This window comes from Streptomyces chengmaiensis, from assembly GCF_029846775.1.
GTDB lineage: Bacteria > Actinomycetota > Actinomycetes > Streptomycetales > Streptomycetaceae > Streptomyces > Streptomyces chengmaiensis.
Genome location: NZ_JARWBG010000020.1, coordinates 99656 through 116449, shown reverse-complemented (window position 1 = coordinate 116449; position 16794 = coordinate 99656). Strand labels below are relative to the sequence as shown.

General features: G+C 70.9%; 15 protein-coding genes. 10 read left to right on the top strand and 5 right to left on the bottom strand.

Annotated elements, in window-relative coordinates; translation table 11 throughout:
• The 3 genes from QCN29_RS18585 to QCN29_RS18575 form a co-directional block, all read left to right on the top strand.
• On the top strand, positions 1 to 154 hold a 154-nt coding region (locus QCN29_RS18585; protein WP_279929402.1), incomplete at its 5' end, for a rhodanese-like domain-containing protein.
• Between the two features lie 120 nt (positions 155 to 274).
• Complete coding sequence (locus QCN29_RS18580; RefSeq protein WP_279929388.1) at positions 275 to 889, top strand: TetR/AcrR family transcriptional regulator; 615 nt, start codon at positions 275 to 277, stop codon at positions 887 to 889.
• A gap of 128 nt (positions 890 to 1017) precedes the next feature.
• Positions 1018 to 2112, top strand: coding sequence for an FAD-dependent oxidoreductase (locus tag QCN29_RS18575; protein WP_279929386.1), 1095 nt, complete (start codon positions 1018 to 1020; stop codon positions 2110 to 2112).
• 27 nt (positions 2113 to 2139) lie between these two features.
• On the opposite strand, the gene mltG is transcribed toward QCN29_RS18575, so the two are convergent.
• Positions 2140 to 3015 carry an endolytic transglycosylase MltG gene (mltG, locus tag QCN29_RS18570; RefSeq protein ID WP_279929383.1) on the bottom strand — a complete coding sequence of 292 codons (876 nt, stop codon included), beginning with the start codon at positions 3013 to 3015 and terminating at the stop codon, positions 2140 to 2142.
• 64 nt (positions 3016 to 3079) lie between these two features.
• On the bottom strand, positions 3080 to 4906 hold the full coding sequence (locus QCN29_RS18565; RefSeq protein WP_279929380.1) for an ABC transporter ATP-binding protein: 1827 nt from the start codon (positions 4904 to 4906) through the stop codon (positions 3080 to 3082).
• A gap of 108 nt (positions 4907 to 5014) precedes the next feature.
• On the opposite strand from QCN29_RS18565, the gene QCN29_RS18560 reads away from it, so the two are divergent.
• Entirely contained in the window at positions 5015 to 5464 is a 450-nt protein-coding gene (locus QCN29_RS18560; RefSeq protein WP_279929379.1) for a MarR family winged helix-turn-helix transcriptional regulator, read from the top strand.
• Between the two features lie 271 nt (positions 5465 to 5735).
• Positions 5736 to 7175, top strand: a complete 1440-nt coding sequence (locus QCN29_RS18555) for a Gfo/Idh/MocA family protein (protein ID WP_279929401.1) — start codon at positions 5736 to 5738, stop codon at positions 7173 to 7175.
• 317 nt (positions 7176 to 7492) lie between these two features.
• On the opposite strand, the gene QCN29_RS18550 is transcribed toward QCN29_RS18555, so the two are convergent.
• Both QCN29_RS18550 and QCN29_RS18545 read right to left on the bottom strand, forming a co-directional pair.
• Positions 7493 to 8092: a TetR/AcrR family transcriptional regulator gene (locus QCN29_RS18550; protein ID WP_279929378.1), complete on the bottom strand. Its 600-nt coding sequence runs from the start codon at positions 8090 to 8092 to the stop codon at positions 7493 to 7495.
• Entirely contained in the window at positions 8085 to 8435 is a 351-nt protein-coding gene (locus tag QCN29_RS18545; protein ID WP_279929377.1) for a darcynin family protein, read from the bottom strand. The genes QCN29_RS18550 and QCN29_RS18545 overlap by 8 nt, the downstream gene beginning before the upstream one ends.
• A gap of 93 nt (positions 8436 to 8528) precedes the next feature.
• On the opposite strand from QCN29_RS18545, the gene QCN29_RS18540 reads away from it, so the two are divergent.
• Positions 8529 to 9257 carry an SDR family oxidoreductase gene (locus tag QCN29_RS18540; protein WP_279929376.1) on the top strand — a complete coding sequence of 243 codons (729 nt, stop codon included), beginning with the start codon at positions 8529 to 8531 and terminating at the stop codon, positions 9255 to 9257.
• Between the two features lie 450 nt (positions 9258 to 9707).
• Here the strand turns inward: QCN29_RS18540 and QCN29_RS18535 are convergent, their stop codons facing one another.
• The gene (locus QCN29_RS18535; RefSeq protein ID WP_240136364.1) at positions 9708 to 10499 is read right to left on the bottom strand and encodes a metal-dependent hydrolase; all 792 of its coding nucleotides are present in this window, start codon (positions 10497 to 10499) and stop codon (positions 9708 to 9710) included.
• Between the two features lie 73 nt (positions 10500 to 10572).
• Between QCN29_RS18535 and QCN29_RS18530 the strand changes: the two genes are divergently transcribed.
• From QCN29_RS18530 to QCN29_RS18515, 4 genes are all read left to right on the top strand, one after another.
• A complete protein-coding gene (locus tag QCN29_RS18530; RefSeq protein ID WP_279929375.1) occupies positions 10573 to 13155 on the top strand; it encodes a DEAD/DEAH box helicase in 2583 nt (860 codons plus the stop codon).
• 95 nt (positions 13156 to 13250) lie between these two features.
• Positions 13251 to 13676, top strand: coding sequence for a CU044_2847 family protein (locus QCN29_RS18525; protein ID WP_279929374.1), 426 nt, complete (start codon positions 13251 to 13253; stop codon positions 13674 to 13676).
• 4 nt (positions 13677 to 13680) lie between these two features.
• A complete protein-coding gene (locus QCN29_RS18520) occupies positions 13681 to 15831 on the top strand; it encodes a VMAP-C domain-containing protein (protein ID WP_279929373.1) in 2151 nt (716 codons plus the stop codon).
• Entirely contained in the window at positions 15828 to 16793 is a 966-nt protein-coding gene (locus tag QCN29_RS18515) for an AAA family ATPase (RefSeq protein WP_279929371.1), read from the top strand. Before QCN29_RS18520 ends, QCN29_RS18515 begins: the two co-directional genes overlap by 4 nt.
• Position 16794 lies beyond the last annotated feature (1 nt).

Sequence of the window (16794 nt, the reverse complement as noted above, 5' to 3'; positions counted from 1 at the left end):
CATCGCCTACTGCCGCATCGGTGAGCGCTCCGCGCTGACCTGGTTCGTGCTGCACGAGCTGCTCGGTGTGGAGAACGTCAAGAACTACGACGGCTCGTGGACCGAGTACGGCTCCCTCGTCGGCGTGCCGATCGAGCTCGGCGCCAACAAGTAACCCAGCCCGACCGACCCTTTTTGACCTGTTCAGGAGTACGACATGTGTGGAGCGGTGGCGGCCCGATGCGCAACCGTGACCGCTGTGAGGGGGTGGGCGGGCCGGGGTTAGGGTGTGGGTGTGCCCCGACCTGCCAATCCCCTAGTCCGCGCGCGGCTTCTCGATGCCGGGCGCGCCCTGTTCCATGCCCGTGGCATCAACGCGGTGGGCATCAAGGAGATCACGGACACGGCCGGTGTGCCGAAGGGGTCGTTCTACAGCTACTACGACAGCAAGAACGCGTTCGTGGCCGCGGTCATCGACGACTACTGGTCGACAGTCGTCCGTGATCACGGCCCGCTCCTGACCGACCCCTCGGTCCCCCCGGTCAGCCGCCTGGTGGCATTCTTCGGCGCACTGACCCGGGACCACGCCGAGCGCGGGTTCGCGCTCGGGTGCCTCCTGGGCAACCTCGCCCTCGAGGTAACCGATGACAACGGTCAGGCACGCCAGCAGCTGGCCGACGTCATGGACCAGTGGTCCGCCCTCGTCGGAGCATGTCTGGCACAGGCAAGAGACGCGGGAGACATCACCGCGGCCACCGGGACGACGGAACTGGCATCGATGATCATCGAATGCTGGGAAGGAGCCGTCATGCGCGGCCGCGTCGACCACAGCCGTATCCCCTTCGACCGCTTCCTCACCGTATCCCTCCCCCGCCTTCTCGACACAACCCACGGAACCCGTCCAGCTTGACTCTGTCGGGGATCTTGGAGTTGCCGAGGTCAGCTGCCCAGGGTGCGCCGGGGTCGTACCCCCGGTAGCCACCATGCCGCCCAATGTGACGTGGAATTACGACGTCGCACTGGAGCATTAGTAGAATCATGAACGATTTCGGTGTACGGGATGTGGACGTCGTCGTCATCGGCGCCGGGCAGGCGGGGCTCTCCGGCGCCTACCATCTACGGCGCGCGGGTCTGGCGCCGGACCGTGACTTCACCGTCCTCGACCGCGCCCCGCGTCCCGGCGGGGCATGGCAGTTCCGCTGGCCCTCGCTGACCTACGGCAAGGTGCACGGCATGCACGCGCTGCCGGGCATGGAGTCGGCTCAGGCCCTGGACGCCGACGCGGCCCGGCCCTCCTCCGAGGTGATCGGCGCGTACTTCGCCGCCTACGAGGAACGCTTCGGTCTGCGGGTGCGCCGTCCGGTGGAGGTGACCGCGGTGCGCGAGGACGACGGCGGGCGGCTGCTGACGGAGACCTCCGAGGGCGCCTGGTCGAGCCGTGCCCTGATCAATGCGACGGGCACCTGGGACCGGCCGTTCTGGCCCCGCTATCCGGGCCAGGAGACCTTCCGCGGGCGTCAACTGCACACGGCGGACTATCCGGGGCCGCAGGAGTTCGCCGGGCTGCGGGTGATCGTGGTGGGCGGCGGGGCCTCGGGCACCCAGCATCTGATGGAGATCGCCGGAGTGGCGGCGGAGACCTACTGGGTGACACGACGCACCCCTGTGTTCCGGGAGGGGCCGTTCGACGAGGAGGCCGGGCGGGCGGCGGTCGCACTGGTGGAGGAGCGCGTACGGCAGGGCCTGCCGCCGCGGAGCGTGGTCTCCGTGACCGGGCTGCCGCTGAACGACGCGGTGCGCCGCGCCCGCGAGCGGGGGGTGCTGGAGCGGCTGCCCATGTTCGAGCGGATCACCCCCGCGGGTGTGGAGTGGGGTGACGGTCGGACGGCCGAGGCGGATGTGATCCTGTGGGCGACGGGCTTCCGGCCGGCGATCGGCCATCTGTCGCCCCTGAGGCTGCGGGAGCCGGGCGGCGGCGTCCGGCTGGACGGCACCCGTGCGGTCCGCGACCGCCGCGTCCATCTGGTGGGCTACGGCCCTTCGGCGTCGACGATCGGCGCGAACCGGGCGGGGCGGGCCGCGGTGCGCGAGATCAAGCGGCTGCTGGAGGAGCGTGCGCCCACCCTCGCGTGATCCGCCCGACGCCCGCGCCCGATGTGATCAGCTGTCAGTGTCGGCCGTGGCTCCGGCGCTTCTGCGACGGGCGTTGAACTCCTCCACATTGCGCCGGTGCTCCGCGTAGTCGGCCGTGAACCGGGTGTCCCCGCGGGCGACGGTGACAAAGTACATCCAGTCGCCTTCCGGCGGGTCGAGCGCCGCGCGCAGGGCCTCTTCGCCCGGGTTGCCGATCGGGGTGGGCGGCAGCCCCAGGCGCAGATAGGTGTTGTACGGGCTGTCGAGTCTGGTGTCGTCGAGCGTGGTGTCCAGGGTGGAGCGGTTCAGGGCGTAGTTGAGCGTGGAGTCCATCTGGAGCGGCATGTCCTGCTTCAGCCGGTTGTGGATGACCCGGGCGACCTTGCCCATGTCTGCAGCCGCGTCCACCTCCGCCTGCACGATGCTGGCGATGTTGACGGTCCGGTAGAGCCCGGCGCCGGAGCGCTGGGCTCCGGCGCTGACGCTGTCGGCGGCGAACCGCTTGTGGGCCGTGTCGACCATATAGGCGAGCAGCCCGGCCGGGGTGGCGCCGGGATCGATGGGGTAGGTGGCGGGGAAGAGATAGCCCTCCGGGTTCCCCTTGGCCTCGGCGGGCAGCTTGAGATCGGCGGTGGCAGCGGCCTTGCGGGTGGCGCCCGGGGGTTTGCCCAGCGCCTTGTCGACGGCCCGGTACACCTGTGAGGCGCGCCAGCCCTCGGGGATCAGCAGGGTCCGGCGTTTCTCCGGCTGCTTCTCGGGCTTCGGCTCCTCTTGGACCACCAGCAGGGGGATCAGTACGGCAGCGCAGGCCGCGGCGGCCATGGTGACGATCAGGACCAGCCGGCCACGGCGGGTCAGACGCAGCCTGCGCCCGGACCGTTCCGGCGGGGGCTCGTACATCATGGGGGCACGCTAACCGCCCGGCGCACGCGATCGCGGCACCCGGCGCGCGGCGCACCCGCGGCCCTCACCCGGCTTCAGGAAGCAACGGGGCGGCGGGCGCCACCCGGGCGTCCCTGCGCAGCAGGGACGCATAGCGGCCGTTCCGCTCGAGGAGTTCGTGATGGCTGCCCCGTTCCGCCACCCGTCCGCCGTCGAGGACGGCGATCTGGTCGGCATCGCGGACGGTGGACAGCCGGTGGGCGATGGTGATCGTGGTACGGCCGGCGGAGAGCGCGTCGACGGCCTGCTGCACGGCGTGTTCGGTGCGGGTGTCGAGAGCGCTGGTCGCCTCGTCGAGGATCAGCACGGGCGGGTCGCGCAGGATGGTGCGGGCGATCGCCAGACGCTGCTTCTCGCCCCCGGAGAAGCGGTAGCCTCGCTCGCCGACCAGGGTGTCATAGCCGTCGGGCAGGGACATGATGTGGTCGTGGATCTGCGCAGCCCGGGCGGCCGCAACGATCTCCTCGTCGCTCGCGTCGGGCTTGGCGAAGCGGAGGTTCTCGGCCACGGAGGCATGGAAGAGGTAGGTCTCCTGGGAGACCACTCCGACGGCCCGGGCGAGGGTGTCGAAGTCGAGGTCGCGTACATCGACTCCGTCGAGGGTCACGCGGCCCGAGGTGACGTCGTACAGCCGGGGCACCAGATAGCTGAGGGTGGTCTTGCCCGAGCCGGTGGGGCCGACGACCGCCAGGGAGGCGCCGGCGGGGACTGCGATGTCGATCCCGTCCAGTGTGGCGCGCGGCTGGGCGGCGTCATAGGCGAAGCCCACTCCTTCGAAGCGCACTTCGCCGAGGATCTTGTCGAGCCGCACCGGCCGTTCCCGTTCGCTGATCTCGACCGGCAGGTCCAGATATTCGAAGATCCGCTGGAACAGGGCGAGCGAGGTCTGCATCTGCACGCCGGTGGAGAGCAGGCTCACCGCCGGCCGGAACAGCCCCTGCTGCAGCGAGACGAAGGCGACCAGGGTGCCGAGGGAGATCGCGGGCCCGCCGGTCCGCAGCGCGAGTCCCGCCGCCCAGTAGACGACGGCGGGCATGGCGGCCATGACGATGCCGATCGTGGCCATCCGCCAGCGGCCCGCCATGCTGGAGCGGACCTCGAGGTCGACGAGCCGGTCGGACTCGGCAGCGAAGGAGGCGGTCAGCGAGTCGGCGCGGCCCATGGTGCGGCCGAGCAGGATGCCGCTGACGGAGAGCGACTCGGTGACCGTGGCGGCCATGGCGGCCATCTGCTTCTGCCGCTGGGTGGTGATCTTCTTGCGCTCCCGGCCGACGCGCCGGCTGATGGCGACGAACACCGGCAGGAGCAGCAGCGACACGGCCGTCAGCCGCCAGTCCAGGGCGAGCATCGCGACGACGGTGGCGACCACGGCGGTGAGATTGGAGACCAGGGAGGTGGCGGTCGAGGTGACCGTCGCCTGCATGCCGCCGATGTCGTTGGCGATGCGGGACTGGACCTCGCCGGTCCTGGTCCTGGTGAAGAAGGCCAGCGGCATGCGCTGCAGCCGGGCGTAGACGGCGGTGCGCAGGTCGTGCATGACGCGCTGGCCGACGGTGGTGGAGATCAGCGTCTGGAGCACTCCGAAGACGCTGTTCATCACCGCCGTGAGGACCATGCCCAGCGCGAGCAGGCTGAGCAGACCGGTGCGGCCCTCCGGGATGGCGGTGTCGAGGATCTCGCGCAGCAGGAACGGCGAGGCGACGGACACGAGCGAGGCCGCGGCGACGAGCAGCACGACGACGGCGAGCCGGCCGCGATAGGGGCGGAACAGACGCAGGATCCGCCGCACGTCGGCGGGCGGCTCCCCGGCCTCCTTCGGCGGGGGCGTCCAGGAGTCGGGTTCGGGATGCATGGGCTCCTTTGCGGGGTCGGAGGCGGCACACGACCGGAGCGCGCCATCGAGACCATAGCTCATTGTTACCTAGCTTCACAATGAGCGGGGTCCTGATAGTGTTCCGGTATGAGCGCCCCCGACCCCGACGGTCTGCTGGCCGAGCAGCTGCTGCGGCTGACGCGCCGGCTCCACCGCAGTCAGAAGAGGCAGCTGGAGTCGGCCGACATCGCCATCACCCCCGCCCAGTCGCGGCTGCTGCGCACCGTCGCGCACTACGACCGGCCCCCGCGGATGGCCGATCTCGCCGAGCGCCTCGAGGTGGTCCCCCGTGCGATCACCAGCCTCGTCGACGGCCTGGAGGCGAGCGGCTGCGTGCGCCGGGCGCCGGACCCCGACAACCGCAGAGTGATCCGCATCGAGCTCACCGACGCCGGGCGCGCCGTGCTGCGGGCACTGCGCAGCGCGCGCCGCGCGGCGGCGGAGGACATCCTGGCCCCGCTGACCGCCGAGGAGCGCGCGACCCTCGGCGGGCTGCTCTCCACCCTGGTCGACGGGCCGCATCCGGGCCGCTGCTGACGGAGGCTGACGGCACCTCAGCGGCGGTGCGCCCGTGACCCGGGCAGGGCGGGGCGGGCACGGCGGGACCCGCGAGGGTCCATGAGATCGCCCAGGTAGTCCGAACAGCGCTCTTGCACGGAGCAGTTCAGGCATCCAGGGTCCCTACCGAGGTTCATGATGCTTTATGGCCCGGCCGCGCAACGTCAGTCCCCTTGGAGGCTCGATGAACGACGCAGCACCTCGGAACCCCGGTGAGAACGACCGTACGGAGGCCGGCGACGCCGCCTCCATGAGCCGCCGCTCGGTCCTGCGCACGACGGCCGGAGCGGGCCTCGGGCTCGGCGCCCTCGGAGTCCCGTCGGCCTCGGCCGCCCCGGCGCCGCCCGTTCCGGCCGCCGCTCCCGCCGCCGGTTCCGCGGCCGGCGACGGCGCCGCCGAGGACTCCGCCGACGAGGCCGCCGTACCGCCCCGCCGCGGCCGGACCATGGCCGGCGTCCCCTTCGAGCGGCGGAGCACGGTACGGATGGGCATCATCGGCCTGGGCAACCGGGGCGACGGTATGATCGGGCTCTTTCTCGCCCTCCCGTGGGTCCGTGTGGTCGCCTTGTGCGACCCGGTCCGGGAGAAGGCCGAACGCGCCGCAGCCAGAGTGGTGAACGCCGGCCAGCCCGCGCCCGCTCTTTACACCAGGGGGGAGGACGACTACGAGAACCTGTGCGGCCGCGGCGACCTCGACTTCGTCTATGTGGCCACCCCCTGGGACAGCCACGCCGCGATGGCCGCGTGCGCGATGCTGAACGGCAAGCACGTGGGCGTCGAGTGCCCCCTCGCCATGCGCCTGGACGACCTGTGGCGGCTCGTGGACCTCTCCGAGCGGACGCGGCGGCACTGCATGCAGCTCGAGAACTGCTGCTACGGCAGAAACGAGATGCGGGTGCTGCGGATGGCGCACGCCGGCAGGTTCGGCGAGCTGCTGCACGGGGCGGGCGCGTACAACCACGATCTGCGGGACCTGATGTTCTCCCCGGACTACTACGAGGGGCCGTGGCGGCGGCTGTGGCACACCCGGCTGCGCGGCGACCTCTACCCCAACCACGGCTTCGGGCCGGTCGCCAACTACATGGACGTCAACCGCGGCGACCGTGCGGTGAGCATCGCGAGCTTTGGCACGCCGGCGCTGGGACTCGCCGAGTACCGCGGGGCCCATATGCCGCCGGGCGACCCGAGCTGGAAGGAGACGTACATCGGTAGCGACCGGACCGTCAGCCTGGTCCGGACGGCGAAGGGCAGGGTCATCCGACTGGAGCACGATGTGTCCACGCCGCACCCCTACAGCCGGATCAACAGCCTGGGCGGCACCAAGGGCGTCTTCGAGGACTATCCGGCCCGCATCTATCTGGAGCCCGACCACACCGGCCACCAGTGGGGTGATTTCGCAGCGTATGCCGACTGGGACCACTGGCTCTGGAAGGAGCACTCCAACCCGCCCGGGGGCCACGGCGGAATGGACTACATCATGGTCTACCGGCTGATGCAGTGCATGCGGCTGGGGCTGACGCCCGACTTCGACGTGTACGACGGGGCCACCTGGACGGCCCCCGTCCCGCTGAGCCACGCCTCGATCAAGGCCGACGGCGCGCCACAGCAGATCCCGGACTTCACCCGGGGCGAGTGGCGCAAGGCCCGGGCCGGGGTGGACTCCCCCAGGCCGGCCGGGGCGGCGGTCTGACCCGGGGCACGGCCGCCACGCACGAAAACCGATTGCCCGGCGGGGTGCCGGAGAGCGAACCTTGCACGGTTTGAACCGCTTTCCGGCACCGTCGAGCAGCCCTGGGACGTCATGCATCTCGCCGATCTTCCGTATCCCGATCCGGGCGATCCCGACGTACGGTCCGGGCCCCGCTTTCTGCTCTGGCTCGGGCGGGGGCAGCTCGGCGGCCAGCTCAGGGCCCTGGGCTGGGGGCTGGTGCACCAGCTGGGCATCGCCGCGCTGCCGTCGCGCGGGCACCCGCCCGTGCGGTGCCGTGTTCAGGGCCGGACCGCGGCCTACCCGGGCAGCGGACCGGAGTCGGCGGGAGCGACCGCGAGCGCGGCGAGTTCCGCGGCGAGATCGGATGGGACGGGGTCACCGGTGACGAGCAGTCTGAGGTAGACCGGGCCGAGCAGGACTTCGATGGCCAGGTCCATATCCGTTAGGCGCAGCCGTCCCTGTTCTGCGGCGCGTTGCAGCACCTGGCGCAGGATCTCGCGCCGCTCCCGCTCCACCTCGTGCAGAGCGGCGGCGAGCTCCGGTGATCTGGGCAGTTCGCTGACCAGTCCGGCGATGACGCGCCCCAGGGAGGTGCCGGTGAGGAGCCGGATGGTGTTGGACAGGACGGTGACGAGGTCCGCCAGCGGATCGGCGGTGTCGGGGGCTTCTGGGTTGGCCTGGGCGAAGGCATCCCGGACCGCGGCTGCGATCAGCTCCGTACGGTCCTTCCACCGTCGGTAGACCGTGGGCCGGGAGACGCCCGCGCGGGCGGCCACCGCGTCGACCGACACCCCGGCCGCCCCGCCCTCCGCCAGCAGTTCGACAGTCGCTCGCAGGATGCGCCCTGAGGCTTCGCTGCTGCGCGGGCGGCCCGGCGCGGACGTCCGCTCACTCACCGGCCACCACCTGCCCTCCGGGGGCGAGCGTCCTGTCGTACGCGGCGAACCCGTCCTCGATCCCCATCGCGACCTGCGTCACCTCCACATACGGCACGGAGAACAGGTCGGTGTCGCGGACCGCTTCCCAGAACAGGTAGTAGGCGGAGAGGTCCTCGGTCTCCACGAACAGGATGTCGCTGTACTCGGCGCAGAATGCCTCCGCGTCGAACCAGCGCAGCCTGACCCCTTCGGCACGGCCCGCCAGCGCCTTGACCGTCTCCCAGACGGCGGCGCGTTCCGCGCGCTCCAGCCTGAGCCAGGCGGGCTGGAACCGCAGCATGTTCATCACCACGTACGTCACGGCGCTCCTTCTTCTCCACGGAATCTCACCGAACCGAGAGGAGTTAGTTTACAGTACTGGTCTGTAATTAAAATCGACGAAGGGGGTTCAGCCATGCCAGCAGGACAGACTGTGATCACCGGCGGCACAGCAGGTGTGGGCCTGGCCCTGGCGCGCCGACTCGCCCAGCGCGGCGAGCGGGTCGTCGTCTGCGGACGGGACCGGACCCGCGTGGCCGACGCCGACGCCATACCGGGCATCGACGCCATACGCTGCGACCTCGCAGTGGAGAGCGACATCGCCTCCCTGGCGGCAGAGCTGCGCGCGCGAGGAGGCATCCGCCTGTTGGTCAACAACGCGGCCGTGCAGTTCGGTTACCGGGTCACCAAGCACGACCACGACACCGTGCTGCGCGACATCGACACGGAGATCGGCACGAATCTGACCGGCCCGGTCAAACTCACCGCGCTCACCCTGCCGCTGATGCTGCCCGGGAGCACCATCGTCAACATCACCTCGGCCCTGGCCCTGACCCCCAAGCGCAGTGCCCCCCTGTACTGCGCCACCAAGGCAGCGCTACGCAGCTACACCACCGCCCTGCGCTACCAGCTCGCCGACGACGAGCGCGGCATCCGGGTGACGGAGGCCATGCTGCCCCTCGTGGACACGGCCATGACAGCCGGCCGGGGCAAGGGCAAAATCAGCCCGGAACAGGCCGTCAAGGAACTGCTGGACGGCCTCGATCGCGACCGCCCCGTCGTCCACGTAGGCAAGATCCGCGCCCTGGTAACCCTTCACCGCCTGTCCCCCGCACTCGCGGCACGCCTGCTCCGGGACAGCTGAACCGCCCTTCCGGCGCTGTGCCCCCAATGCGCGGCGTGATATCCAAACGGGTGCACGGCCGTCGATTGCGCACCGTCCACCGACAGCCTCCACGCCTCACGATGCGCGCCGCCATCTGCGACTGCAGGTCACAGCCTTCCCCTTGCGCGCGAGTCCGTGAACCCTGCAGGAATGGCATGAAGGCCCGCCGGCCCCAGCACCCCTCCCGGCGGACATTGCCGGTCAAGGAGCGCCGTCCGGTGCCGGGCGCCCCGAGCCGACGGGCTGCGGGGGAGATCCCAAGACGGCCGGAAGTCCTCGCAGCGGAGCTGCTCGGGCTTCCGGCCAACGCGCTGTGGGACGCCTCCCGGGCCCGCAGGGCCTAAGGGGGTGGGGGTCCCGCCCACGCCGGAGGCCGTGGGGGAGCGTGCAGGGCGGTGCGACGAGGCAAAGCCTGCCGGGAGGGACGCTCTAGATGAAGTTCAGCGCCGCCGCCCCGCCCACTCCGCCCAGGAGCATAAACACCGGCATGAGGACCTTGAGCTCGACCCAGCTGCCCGCCCGGAAGCGCATCGCCTTCGGCGGGCCGACCGGGTACCAGCGCTTGTTGCCGACGGGGATCGGCCACAGGACGGGGCAGCCGGAGACGGTGAGGGCGTCGCCGATGTCATGGACCAGGGCGCCGAGGATGATCGGGAGGCCGAGCCAGAGGTACTCCTGGCCGGGCGCGGTGAACAGCCAGTCCGCGCCGTTGCCCGGCTTGTCCAGAACGCCGGCCAGGATCCATGCGCTGGTCGCGCCCAGCAGCCACACCAGGACGTCGCTGGAGACCCGTGCGGCGCGCCACAGCAGGCCCTCCACGGCCAGCACCAGATGGACGAAGAGGATCGCGAGGACCGCCCAGCGGCCTCCGGTGACCGCGACCGCCGAGGCGCCCGCGCCGATCAGCACGGCCCACAGCCAGGTGTGCGTCAGAGTGCGGTGTCCGCCGGTCCTGCGCGGGTCGCCGGGTTTCCTCGTGGCCTTGTAGACGGCGTACGAGAGCTTGTCGACGACCTCGCACAGCCGGCGGGAGACGGGCCCGAAGGCCCGGGAGATCGTCGCCGCCTTGTGGTCGAGGTCCGGCGCGAGCGCCGCGCCCGCGCAGATCAGCGCGCCGACGACGAGCACCGGCCACGGCATCGGATGCCCCGCCGCCGCGACGGCCGCGCCGACCCCCAGCCAGGCGGCCGCCCCGGACAGAGAGTGCGCCGGTCCCATCATGTGCTGTTCCCGCCCCAGTGTTGTTGTGGTCCCGCCCAGTTGACGGGCCGGTCGACACGGGAGCGTACCGTGCGTGATCTTCTGGCCGTCGACCGGTTCCCGCATCCCGGGGTGGGACAGGCAAGATGGGGGCGTGACCCTTATCGATCAGCTGCCGCCAGACGCCGACCCCGATGCCCTCTTCGAGGCCTTCACCTCATGGGCTTCAGGCCGGGGCATCTCTCTCTACCCGGCTCAGGAGGAGGCGCTGATCGAGGTGGTCTCCGGGGCCAACGTGATCCTCTCCACCCCCACCGGTTCCGGAAAGAGCCTGGTGGCGGCAGGGGCGCACTTCGCGGCGCTGGCTCGTGACGAGGTGACCTTCTACACCGCCCCGATCAAGGCGCTGGTGTCGGAGAAGTTCTTCGACCTGTGCAAGCTCTTCGGCACGGAGAACGTCGGCATGCTGACCGGCGACGCGTCCGTCAACGCGGACGCCCCGGTGATCTGCTGCACCGCCGAGGTGCTGGCCTCGATCGCGCTGCGCGACGGCAAGGACGCGGACATCGGCCAGGTGGTGATGGACGAGTTCCACTTCTACGCGGAGCCGGACCGCGGCTGGGCCTGGCAGATCCCGCTGCTGGAACTCCCCCAGGCGCAGTTCGTGCTGATGTCGGCGACGCTCGGCGACGTCTCGATGTTCGAGAAGGATCTGACGCGCCGCACCGGGCGGGAGACGGCGGTGGTGCGCTCGGCGACCCGCCCGGTGCCGCTCTCGTACGAGTACCGCACGACGCCGATCACCGAGACGCTCACCGAGCTGCTGGACACCAGGCAGGCGCCGGTGTACATCGTGCACTTCACCCAGGCCCAGGCGGTCGAGCGGGCGCAGTCGCTGATGAGCATCAACATGTGCACCCGCGAGGAGAAGGACCGGATCGCCGAGCTGATCGGCAACTTCCGCTTCACCACCAAGTTCGGCCGGAACCTCTCCCGGTACGTACGCCATGGGATCGGGGTGCACCACGCGGGCATGCTGCCCAAGTACCGTCGCCTCGTAGAGAAGCTCGCCCAGGCGGGCCTGCTCAAGGTGATCTGCGGCACCGACACCCTCGGCGTCGGCGTGAACGTCCCCATCCGCACGGTGCTGTTCACGGCGCTGACCAAGTACGACGGCAGTCGCGTCCGCACCCTCCGCTCCCGTGAGTTCCACCAGATCGCGGGCCGTGCGGGCCGAGCCGGATTCGACACGTCGGGCTTTGTCGTCGCCCAGGCGCCCGAGCACGTCATCGAGAACGAGAAGGCGCTGGCGAAGGCGGGCGACGATCCCAAGAAGAAGCGGAAAGTGGTCCGCAAGAAGGCCCCTGAGGGCTTTGTCGCCTGGTCGCAGAACACCTTCGAGAAGCTGATCGCATCCGATCCGGAACCGCTGACCTCGCGCTTCAAGGTCACCCACGCCATGCTGCTGTCGGTGATCGCCCGACCGGGCAACGCCTTCGAGGCGATGCGCACACTGCTGGAGGACAACCACGAGCCGCGCAAGCAGCAGCTGCGCCATATCCGCCGGGCGATCGCCATCTACCGCTCGCTGCTGGACGGCGGGATCGTGGAGCGGCTCGACGCCCCCGACGCGCAGGGCCGGATCGTCCGTCTGACGGTCGACTTCCAGGAGGACTTCGCCCTCAACCAGGCGCTGTCCACCTTCGCCCTCGCCGCCTTCGAGCTGCTGGACGCCGACTCGCCGTCGTACGCGCTGGACATGGTGTCGGTCGTGGAGTCGACGCTGGACGACCCGCGGCAGATCCTGGCCGCCCAGCAGAACAAGGCGCGCGGCGAGGCGGTCGCCGCGATGAAGGCCGACGGGGTGGACTACGAGGAGCGGATGGACCGGCTCCAGGACGTCTCGTACCCCAAGCCGCTGGAAGAGCTGCTGTGGCACGCCTACAACCTCTACCGGAAGTCGCATCCGTGGGTCGGCGACCACCCGGTCTCCCCCAAGTCGGTCATCCGGGACATGTACGAACGCGCGCTGTCCTTCACCGAGTTCACCTCGTTCTACGAACTGGCCCGCACCGAGGGCATCGTGCTGCGCTACCTCGCCTCCGCCTACAAGGCCCTGGACCACACGATTCCGGACGATCTGAAGACCGAGGACCTGGAAGACCTGATCGCCTGGCTGGGCGAGATGGTCCGCCAGGTCGACTCCAGCCTGCTGGACGAGTGGGAGCAGCTCGCCAACCCGGAGGTGGAGACCGCCGAGGAGGCCCAGGAGAAGGCCGACCAGGTCAGGCCGGTCACCTCCAACGCGCGCGCCTTCCGGGTGCTGGTGCGCAACGCCATGTTCCGCCGGGTGGAGCTGGCGGCGCTTGACCAGGTCGCGGAGCTGGGCCGGATGGACGCCGAGTCCGGATGGGACGAGGAGGCGTGGGGCGAGGCCATGGACGCGTACTGGGAGGAGTACGACGATCTGGGCACCGGCCCCGACGCCCGCGGACCGAAGCTGCTGTCCATCGAGGAAGACGGTGAGAACGCGGCCCGCGGCCTGTGGCGCGTCCGGCAGACCTTCGCCGACCCGAACGGCGATCACGACTGGGGCATCAGCGCGGAGGTCGATCTGGCGGCCTCCGACGAGGAGGGCCGGGCCGTGGTCCGGGTCACCGACGTCGGCCAGCTCTGACCCGATCCGGCGGGCTGGGAGCCGCGGGACGTCCGCCGACTCCTGAATTCACCGTTACCGCAACGGCGTTGGCCGGTGATCGGCACAATGGGAGAGTGCCGACCTTCACTGAGCTGGAACTCGCCGACGGGACGTCCGTACGCTTCGAGGCAACCGCCGTCACACCGGGAACGCCCGCCCATCCGGCCGGGGACACCCATCCGGCCGGCGCCGCCGATCCGGCGGACGAGGATCTGCCCGACGGAATGGGACGGAGCGTCCCGGTCTCCCGCGGCCGCGGGGCGGCGGCGTTCGCGGTGGACACTCTGCGCACGGCCCTGCGGCCGCTGGGCCCGCTGCTTCAGGAGGTTCACGACGCGGTCGTGGCATCGGACGCGCCTCCCCAGGAGGTGAACGTCACCTTCGGCGTCCAGGTGGGCCACGATCTCAAGCTGGGCATCGTCGGGGGCAGCGGACAGGCCCACATCACCGTCTCGGCGACCTGGCAGCCCGCGCCCGCCCCCGGCAGATCCGCGGGCTGAACCCATGGGATGGTTCCATGCGGCGGACCGGTCCACTCCGCCGGACCCGCGCTTCTGCGTCGTCTCCGTCCTCTCCCGCAGTGACGGCAGAGCGGCGGGGGCGGGCGTGCTGCTCACCACGGACGCACTGCTGACCTGTGCGCATGTCGTGAACGACGCCCTGGGCAGGGAACAGTTCGACCCCCGTCGCCCCGGCGCGGAAACGATCGCGGTCTCCGTCAACGAGCCCAGCGGCGCCCGCCGCTACCGAGCGCGCACTGTCTGCTGGATTCCTCCGCGCCGCCTCGACGGGTCGCCGGAGGTGCGCCTGGGAGCCGACGCCGAGTGGCTCGGCGATCTCGCGGTGCTGCGCCTCGAAGGTGCGTCCGGTGAGTCGACGCCGCCGCAATGGCATCCGATGGCAGAGGGGCAGACGCTGCGCGCCTGGCACGGCTCGTCGCTTCGTCGCTCCTACGCGCGAGTCCAGGTCACCTCCTGCGACGGCACGTTCGGCTATGTGGACGGCGAGCCGACCGGCATGCCGATCGGCCGCGCCTACAGCGGCGGGCCTCTGTGGTCGGGCACGTACGACGCCGTGGTCGGGGTGGTCGCCTCGCATCTGATGCCGCCCGCCGACCCGGCCACCGGACGCCCCCTGCCGTACAGCACACAGGACGTCGCACGGCGCAGCTGGAGCATCCCCTGGCAGCGCGTGGAGCGGGAGCTGCGGGCCGCGGGGGCGGGGGCGCTGTTCGACGCCGCGGAGGGCGACCCGGACGACCCGGCGCTGCCGGTCCTCACGGATCTGATCGAGTCGCTGTTTCCGTCGCCCATGCTCAGGGCCGACATCGGCCGGACGGTGGCGGACCGCTGCGGTCTGAGCTGTACCGACGACGGTACGGCCCCGAGCGCCGAGGAGTTCGCTTCGCTGCTGGTGACCGAGGCACGGGCATTGGCCGCGCTGTCCGAGGCGCTGCGCCGCCAGGACCCGGACGCAACGGCCCAGTTGCTGTCCGCGGGAAGGCTCTCGCAGGTGCCGCGGCTGCTTTCGCCGCGCGAACACCGCAAGTTGCGCACCCTGTTGGACGCCGTGCCCCGGGCCGTTCCGGCCCGGCTGCCCGAGGCGGTACGGGCGGCCCTGCCCCTGGTCGCCGCGCTGCCCGCCGACGCCGCGACCGAAGTGCTGCTGGACCGGTTGGAGTGTCTGCCGGGCGACAGCCGCGCCGGAGGCGGGCCGCGCGTGCCGGGGCTGCTGCGGGTCATCGAGTACCTCGCCGTGCTCTGCGACTCGGCACAGCGTGCCCGGCTGCGCCTGTGGTGCGATGGAGTCGCCGAGCGGCTCGGCATCCCCCGCGCCGCCCTTGCGGAACGGCGCTCGGACGCCGACGAATGGGCCCGCGCGCGCTCAGGTCGCCATGCGCCGCCGCGGGCGCTGGTTCATGTGATGCGGGCGTCGCCGGAGCGGTTCCGCATGCGGGTGTGGTGCGACGAGGGGGCGGGCCCCCGTCAGGTGTCGGCAGCCGGCGACACCACCTACAGCGGCAGGGAGGCGGCCAGGGAGCTGCTGAGGCTGCTGGAGTCGCTGTGCCGGTCCGCTCCGGACGACCGCCGCCCGCTGATCGAGGCGCTGGTGGACCGTTCCGGGCTGAATCTGCCGATAGACGAGTGGGAGAGCTTTGGCCCCGACGACCTGGTTCCGGGAGTCCTGGGCGCGGAGTATCCGATCGTGGTGCACTGCCCGGAACTCCTGCGCCGCAACGAACGTTTCCTCCCCGACTGGCGGCGGCGGTGGAGCCAGCTCGACACAGGGGCGTCGCTGCGCTTCACCGACGCTTCCGCGAGTGCGCGCGAGATCTACGGCGCGTTGATCGACCGCATGGACACGGTCCGCGTCACCGTCGACGTTCCGCCGCGGGTGCGCGACGAGATCGTGCAGGTGTGTCTCGTCATGGGGGTTCCGGTGGTGGTGTGGGACCGCGAGTCGGGCCCGCCGTCCGACGCGGTGGAGCGGATGACCTCGGTGGCTCCGCGGCAGTTGCCGGAGGAGGTGCGCTCCTACCGCGCGAGAACCGTGCACCGGCCCGCGGAGTATCCGGGCCGTCCGGTGCTGGCCTGGGCGGACGCCGACCGCTCCGTCCCCCAACTGCATCTGTCCGAACCACAGGAGAGTGTATGAGCAGTGCACCGTCTGCCGGCGACTGGCGGATCTTCCGCGGTGACGGGGTCCGCCGCCCGGTCACCATGCCGCCGGCTCCGCCCTGGCGCCGGTTCAGGCCCCCGGCGGGGCAGGACTGGCGGGAGTCGACGCCTCTGCCCTACCTGATCTCTCACCTGCACGCCGACGTCGTCAACGCGGCACTGCATCTGCGCAGGCCGCTGCTGGTGACGGGCCCCGCAGGCACGGGAAAGTCGTCGCTGGCCCGGGCCATCGCCCATGAACTGGCGCTTGTGCCCCTGCTGCGCTGGTCGGTCAACAGCCGCTCCAGCGTGCAGGAAGCGCTGTACCAGTACGACGCCATCGGCAGGCTGCGCGAGACGACGCTGAGCCGGGACCGCGGCGAGCCGGAGCCGTCCATCGGCAGCTTCATCAGGCTGGGCGCGCTCGGCACCGCGCTGGTCCCGGGGTCCGCGCCCCGGGTGCTGCTCGTCGACGAAATGGACAAGGGAGACGTTGATCTGCCCAACGATCTGCTGACGGTCTTCGAGGAGGGGGTGTTCGAGATCCCGGAGCTGGTGCGGCTGCCCGAGGAGTCGTCCCGCATCGATGTGCTGACGGCCGACGGCGGTGCGTCCGTGACCGTCGAACGCGGCCGTGTCCAGTGCGCCGAGTTCCCGGTCGTCATCATCACCAGCAATGGTGAACGCGACTTTCCGCCGGCGTTTCTGCGCCGCTGCGTACGTCTCGCGCTGCCCGTGCCGGACGAAGAGCAGCTGCGGGCGATCGTCTCGGCGCACCTGGGCGAGGGAGCGCTGGACGAGGTGGACGACCTCCTCCACGCGTTCCTGCGGCGCAGGGCCCCGGGGGAGCTGGCCACCGATCAGTTGCTCAACGCGGTCTTCCTTCGCGCCTGCGGTGTGGACCTTGACGCGGAAGGGCTGCTGGACGCGGTCCTGCACCAGCTGACCGGGGCCGTCTGAC

Bases quoted from the DNA above. Each gene is read 5' to 3' on its own strand.
- QCN29_RS18575 (WP_279929386.1), top strand. From the start codon at position 1,018: ATGAACGATTTCGGTGTACGGGATGTGGACGTCGTCGTCATCGGCGCC.
- mltG (WP_279929383.1), bottom strand. From the start codon at position 3,015: ATGATGTACGAGCCCCCGCCGGAACGGTCCGGGCGCAGGCTGCGTCTG.
- QCN29_RS18565 (WP_279929380.1), bottom strand. From the start codon at position 4,906: ATGCATCCCGAACCCGACTCCTGGACGCCCCCGCCGAAGGAGGCCGGG.
- QCN29_RS18560 (WP_279929379.1), top strand. From the start codon at position 5,015: ATGAGCGCCCCCGACCCCGACGGTCTGCTGGCCGAGCAGCTGCTGCGG.
- QCN29_RS18555 (WP_279929401.1), top strand. From the start codon at position 5,736: ATGAGCCGCCGCTCGGTCCTGCGCACGACGGCCGGAGCGGGCCTCGGG.
- QCN29_RS18540 (WP_279929376.1), top strand. From the start codon at position 8,529: ATGCCAGCAGGACAGACTGTGATCACCGGCGGCACAGCAGGTGTGGGC.
- QCN29_RS18535 (WP_240136364.1), bottom strand. From the start codon at position 10,499: ATGATGGGACCGGCGCACTCTCTGTCCGGGGCGGCCGCCTGGCTGGGG.
- QCN29_RS18520 (WP_279929373.1), top strand. From the start codon at position 13,681: ATGGGATGGTTCCATGCGGCGGACCGGTCCACTCCGCCGGACCCGCGC.
- QCN29_RS18515 (WP_279929371.1), top strand. From the start codon at position 15,828: ATGAGCAGTGCACCGTCTGCCGGCGACTGGCGGATCTTCCGCGGTGAC.